Here is a 4,582-nt window from a genome sequence, read left to right on the forward strand (position 1 = left end):
CCGGGTCGGTGTCGACGAAGTCGAGGCGCTCGGCGATCCGGTTCAGCCGAGACTTGATCGTCGGGTAGCTCACCCCGAAGATCCGCTCCATTTCCTTGATCGAACCGTGCGACCGTACGAACGCGGCAACGAACACCTGGTCGTCGACGTCGAGCTGAGCCAGCTGGGGTGGCTCGAACTGTCCCTCGATCACGACGCCGCTGCCGGCGAGGCGGACCCGCTCGACCACGAACGACTGTCCGCGCGTCAGGTCCGTCAGTTCCTGCCAGTCCACCCTCGGCTCCCTTACTCCAGGCGACACCCTCGCCATTCATTTGTATATTGACTTTCTTAAGGTGTCAACGCACCAATCTTGATTTTTCTAATGTTGATCTTCAACTCACCTTTGGGTGGCCCGCTTGCCGGCGGCGTTTTTGAACACCGGGCTAGGTGTCGAGTTGGAGTCGGCCCCATGCGGCAGTGGTCAGCGCAGCGAAACCGACGGGGATGACGGCGACGAGCGCGAGTTGGACCGGGGTCACGGTGTGCGGCTGCATCGCCCACAGGGCCGGCGCCGCGAGCGGAAGCCACGCTCCGGCTCCGGCGATGACCGAGACCTGTGCGACGACGATCAGGCCGATGGTGGTGGCGATGCCGGGTAGCGTTCCTCGTCCCAGGGTTGCTGCCCACGCGGCCGGGCTGGCGACGAGCGCGGACACGGCGGTAAGGACGAACTGACGCCCGAGGGCGGTGCGGACGTCGGTGTTCCAGGCACCCAGTCCGAGCACGGTTCCGGCCAGGGCGATGATGGTGGTCAGGGCGACGGCGGCAAGTACGGCCCAGAGCAGGTAGGAGAGGAGTTTGGCCAGGACGAGGACGCGTCGGGACACCGGCTGGGCGAACAGGCCGGTGATCGTCGCGTCACTGAATTCGCGGCCGAACAGCCAGCTGAGGGCGACGCCGAAGGCGAGCAGCCCGCCGGCCGCGGTGATCTGGGCCGCCACGCCGGTCAGCAGGTCCCAGTCGTCGGCCTCGGCGAGTGGGCCGAGTTGAGCGGCGACCTGTTCGTTGCCGCCGGCCGCCGCCGAGGTGAGGGCGGCGGAGAGGACGGTGATGCCGGCGACGAGCAGGACGGTGGTCGTACGCATCACTCGGGAGGCCGCCAGCTTGCGCAGTTCGACGTGCAGTGCCGCGGTCAGGGCCGGCGTCATCGCGGTTCCTGTTCGTCGTCGTAGACCAGGGTGAAGAACGCCCGTTCGAGGTCGGTGGCGTCGGGGTCGAGGGTGCCGATCAGCCGGCCACGGTTGACGACCGAGATGCGGTGCGCGATGCGGGCGACCTCGTCGAGATGGTGGCTGGAGACCAGGACGCCCGCCCCGGCTTCGGCCCGGCGGGACAGTGCGTTGCGGAGCAGGATCACCCCGGCCGGGTCGAGGGCGTTGGTCGGCTCGTCGACCACGATCAGGTCCGGATGGTGCTGCATCGCGGCCGCGAGGCCGAGACGTTGCCGGTTGCCCTGCGACAGCCGGCGGGCGGTGACCCGTGCGTACCGGGTCAGGTCGAGCTCGGTCAGCGCCTCTTCGGCGAGGCTGGCCGCGGTCGCGGTCGGGAGCCGGCGCAGTCGTGCGGCCAGGAGCAGGTTCGTCCGCACGTCGAGTTCGGGGTAGGCGAACGGGTGCTCGACGAGGTGCCCGACCTTCGCCCAGTCGCTGGCGGTGAGCTGTGTCAGGGGCCGGCCGTTGATCCGGCAGACCCCTGCGGCAGGGCGCAGCATGCCGAGAATCAACCGCATCAGGGTGGTCTTGCCCGCGCCGTTGAGACCGACGAGGGCGTGGATCTCACCGCTGCGTACGGCGAGGTCGATGCCGAACACGCCGGCGCCGGCGCCGAAGTCCCGGACCAGGCCGTGGACCAACAGCCGCTCAGTCACGCCAGCCCGCCTCGGCAGTGTCCAGGGCGGTGGTGACCGCATCGGTGAGGCTGATCCCGTCCTCGGCTGTTGCCCATTCCAGCAGAGCGCAGGTCAGCGCCGCGAGGACGACTGCGGCGGCGACCCGGGCCGGCAGAGTCGGAACCCCGTCGGCGATCAGCCGGTCGGCGATGGCCGCCTCGGTGGCTGCGTTGTTGCGCACCATGCCGGCGCGCAGCGCCGGGGTGCTCGCCACGATCCGGATCCGCCGCCGGGTGGTCTGGTTCTCCAGGTCGTCGAGCTGGGCGAACGCCGCGCGCAGGCCGCGTGTCACCCGGATCAGCGGCGGCAGTGTGGCCGGTTGCTCGGCGACCGCTTCGGCGATCATCGGGTCGTACGGGTCGTCGAGGACGACCTTTTCCTTGCTGGCGAAGTAGCGGAAGAACGTCATCTCCGACAGCTGTGCGCGGGCAGCAATCTGGCTCACGGTGGTGTGTTCGAAGCCCTGCTGCTCGAACAGGTCCAGGGCGTGGCCAACGAGACGGCCCCAGGTGCGCGCCCGCTTGCCGCGAAGTTCCGACTGCGTCACCGCTAAATGTTAGCCTCTAACATTTTGTCTGTCGACGGGTCGCCGACAGGCCGTGACGCCGAGTGACGGCTCGAATGAATGGGCCGCCGAGGTGCCGGTGTCACCTCGGCGGCACGGAACGTCCCAGCTGTCAGGCGTTGCCGGCCAGGTCGCGGCGGCGGAACGCGGTCGCCGCAGCCTGGAACAGCAGCGCGGCGAGCACGGTCAGCAGCACCACAGCGACCACGTGGATGTCCTCCAGGGGGTAATCGCCGATGTGTTCGAACGGTGAGAGACGCAGCGCGGCGGTGGGGATGTCGAGGATCGGGGCGAAGTAGCCGACGATCAGCCCGTAGCCGAGCACCACCCAGATCACCGGCAGTGCCCTCGGCGCCGCCGCGTAGAGCAGGCTGGCGGCGGCGAGGACCAGCCAGACCGCCGGGGCATGGGCGATGTGGCCGAGCAGCAGCTCGCCGAGCAGCCCGGCGTCGCCGGTGCTTGCCGCTGCTCCGACTCCCATGCCGAGGCCGGCGGCCAGCAGCAGCCAGAGCACGCCGCCGGCGGCGACGGCGACGTGGCTGCCGAGCCAGGCGGCGCGGCTCACCGCCGTGGCGAGGACCGGCTCGGCCCGCCCCTCGGTTTCCTCCGCGCGTAGCGACTGCACGGCGAGCACCGCGTACACCCCGACGGTGAGCGCCATGGTCACGCCCATCATTCCCAGGTAGCCGTCGAGGAGGTTCTCCGCGCCCCCCATGATGGCCACCAGGTCCTCGGGCGCGTCGGCGAAGCCCTCGATCAGCGGCTGGGTGAACGAGCCGTACGCGAGCCCGGCGACGAACAGCGCCGCAGTCCACCCGATCAGGCTGGCCCGGTGCAGCCGGAACGCGAGCGCGAGCGGACCGGCCAGCCAGGCGGCGGCCCGCGGCGAGCCCGGCCGGGGCGGCACCAGCCCGGCGCCGAAGTCCCGACGCGCCGACAGGCCGTAGCCCACGGCGGCGGTGGCCGCCGCGAACGTGAGGGAAAGGGCGAGGGGCCACCAGCGATTGTGGACGTAGGGCGCGGTCTGCTGGGACCAGCCGATCGGCGACAGCCAGGACAACCAGGACGGGCCGCTGCCCTGCACCGCCGCCATGTCCCCGAGCCCGCGCAGGACGAACGCGGCACCGAGCGCGGTGCCGGCCATGCCGGACGCGGCTCGGGGATACTCCGACAGCTGGACGGTGACCGTGGCGATGCCGGCGAAGGCCAGTGCCGTCGCGCCGATGGCGGCGCCGAACAGCAGCGATCCGGTCAGGTCGTACCCTCGCCCGGCCATCATGGCGCCGATCAGCAGGGCTACCAGCACGGCCATCGAGGCGGTCAGCGTCAGCGCGGCGGTGAGCTGGGCGTGCCGGCCGACCACGTTGGCCCGGATCAGCTCGGCCCGACCGGTACGTTCCTCGGACCGCGTGTGTCGCACGACGGTGAGCAGGCCCATCAGGCCGGCGCCGATCGCCACGTAGAGGCCGTACTGGCCGGCGAGGAAGCGTTCGATGGTCAGCTGGTCGAACCCGAAACCGGGCCCGCCGAACAGCGCGCCGGCCGGGCTGCCGGAGAACGCGGTCAGCCCGGCCAGATCCTCCGGGCTCTGGACGATGGTCTCCAGCGCGGTGGCGAAGTATGTCATCAGCAACGCCAACCCGAGGGTCCACGCGGGGAAGCGGATCCGGTCCCGGCGCAGCATGAATCGCAGGAGGGTGCCGACCCCGGCGAGGTTGCCGCCGTGGACCGTGACACCGGCGGGCGCCGGGCGACCGAGCGTCGTCGCGGTCATCGCGCCATCTCCGCCGCACCGTTGTGCCCGAACTGATCGCCGTAGTGGCGCAGCAGCAGTTGCTCCAGCGTGGGCGGGCGGACGGTGAGCCCTTGCACGCCCAGGTCGCCGAGCTGGCGGACCACGGCGGCGAGGTGGTCGCCGTCGACCTCGAAGCGGACGTGTCCGTCCACCGCATGCAGCCCGTGTACGCCGGGCAGGGCGGCGAGGGCGTCGGCCGGCCGGTCGGTGACCGCGTCGACCGAGGTACGAGTCAGGTGACGCAGGTCGGTCAGCGAGCCGGTCTCGACGATCTTTCCCTGTCGGACGATCG

At 70.8% G+C, this 4,582-nt stretch carries 5 protein-coding genes and 1 pseudogene; all 6 read right to left on the reverse strand.

The window, feature by feature from the left end:
- Positions 1 to 274 (reverse strand): DUF2089 family protein (locus AB0M52_RS31000; RefSeq protein WP_363961062.1); only part of this gene is annotated, 274 nt, incomplete at its 3' end.
- Positions 275 to 425: 151 nt separating this feature from the next.
- On the reverse strand, positions 426 to 1,190 hold the full coding sequence (locus AB0M52_RS31005) for an ABC transporter permease (protein WP_363961064.1): 765 nt from the start codon (positions 1,188 to 1,190) through the stop codon (positions 426 to 428).
- Positions 1,187 to 1,909, reverse strand: a complete 723-nt coding sequence (locus tag AB0M52_RS31010; RefSeq protein ID WP_363961066.1) for an ABC transporter ATP-binding protein — start codon at positions 1,907 to 1,909, stop codon at positions 1,187 to 1,189. The genes AB0M52_RS31005 and AB0M52_RS31010 overlap by 4 nt, the downstream gene beginning before the upstream one ends.
- Entirely contained in the window at positions 1,902 to 2,477 is a 576-nt protein-coding gene (locus AB0M52_RS31015; RefSeq protein WP_363961068.1) for a TetR family transcriptional regulator, read from the reverse strand. The genes AB0M52_RS31010 and AB0M52_RS31015 overlap by 8 nt, the downstream gene beginning before the upstream one ends.
- Positions 2,478 to 2,607: 130 nt before the next feature.
- Positions 2,608 to 4,269, reverse strand: coding sequence for an ABC transporter permease (locus AB0M52_RS31020; protein ID WP_363961070.1), 1,662 nt, complete (start codon positions 4,267 to 4,269; stop codon positions 2,608 to 2,610).
- A pseudogene (locus AB0M52_RS31025) lies at positions 4,266 to 4,582 on the reverse strand (ABC transporter ATP-binding protein); the annotation flags it as partial. The pseudogene AB0M52_RS31025 and the gene AB0M52_RS31020, both read right to left, overlap by 4 nt.

The sequence above is a fragment of the Micromonospora sp. NPDC051296 genome, from assembly GCF_040682255.1.
Lineage (GTDB): Bacteria > Actinomycetota > Actinomycetes > Mycobacteriales > Micromonosporaceae > Micromonospora > Micromonospora craterilacus.

Bases quoted from the DNA above. Each gene is read 5' to 3' on its own strand.
- AB0M52_RS31005 (WP_363961064.1), bottom strand. From the start codon at position 1,190: ATGACGCCGGCCCTGACCGCGGCACTGCACGTCGAACTGCGCAAGCTG.
- AB0M52_RS31020 (WP_363961070.1), bottom strand. From the start codon at position 4,269: ATGACCGCGACGACGCTCGGTCGCCCGGCGCCCGCCGGTGTCACGGTC.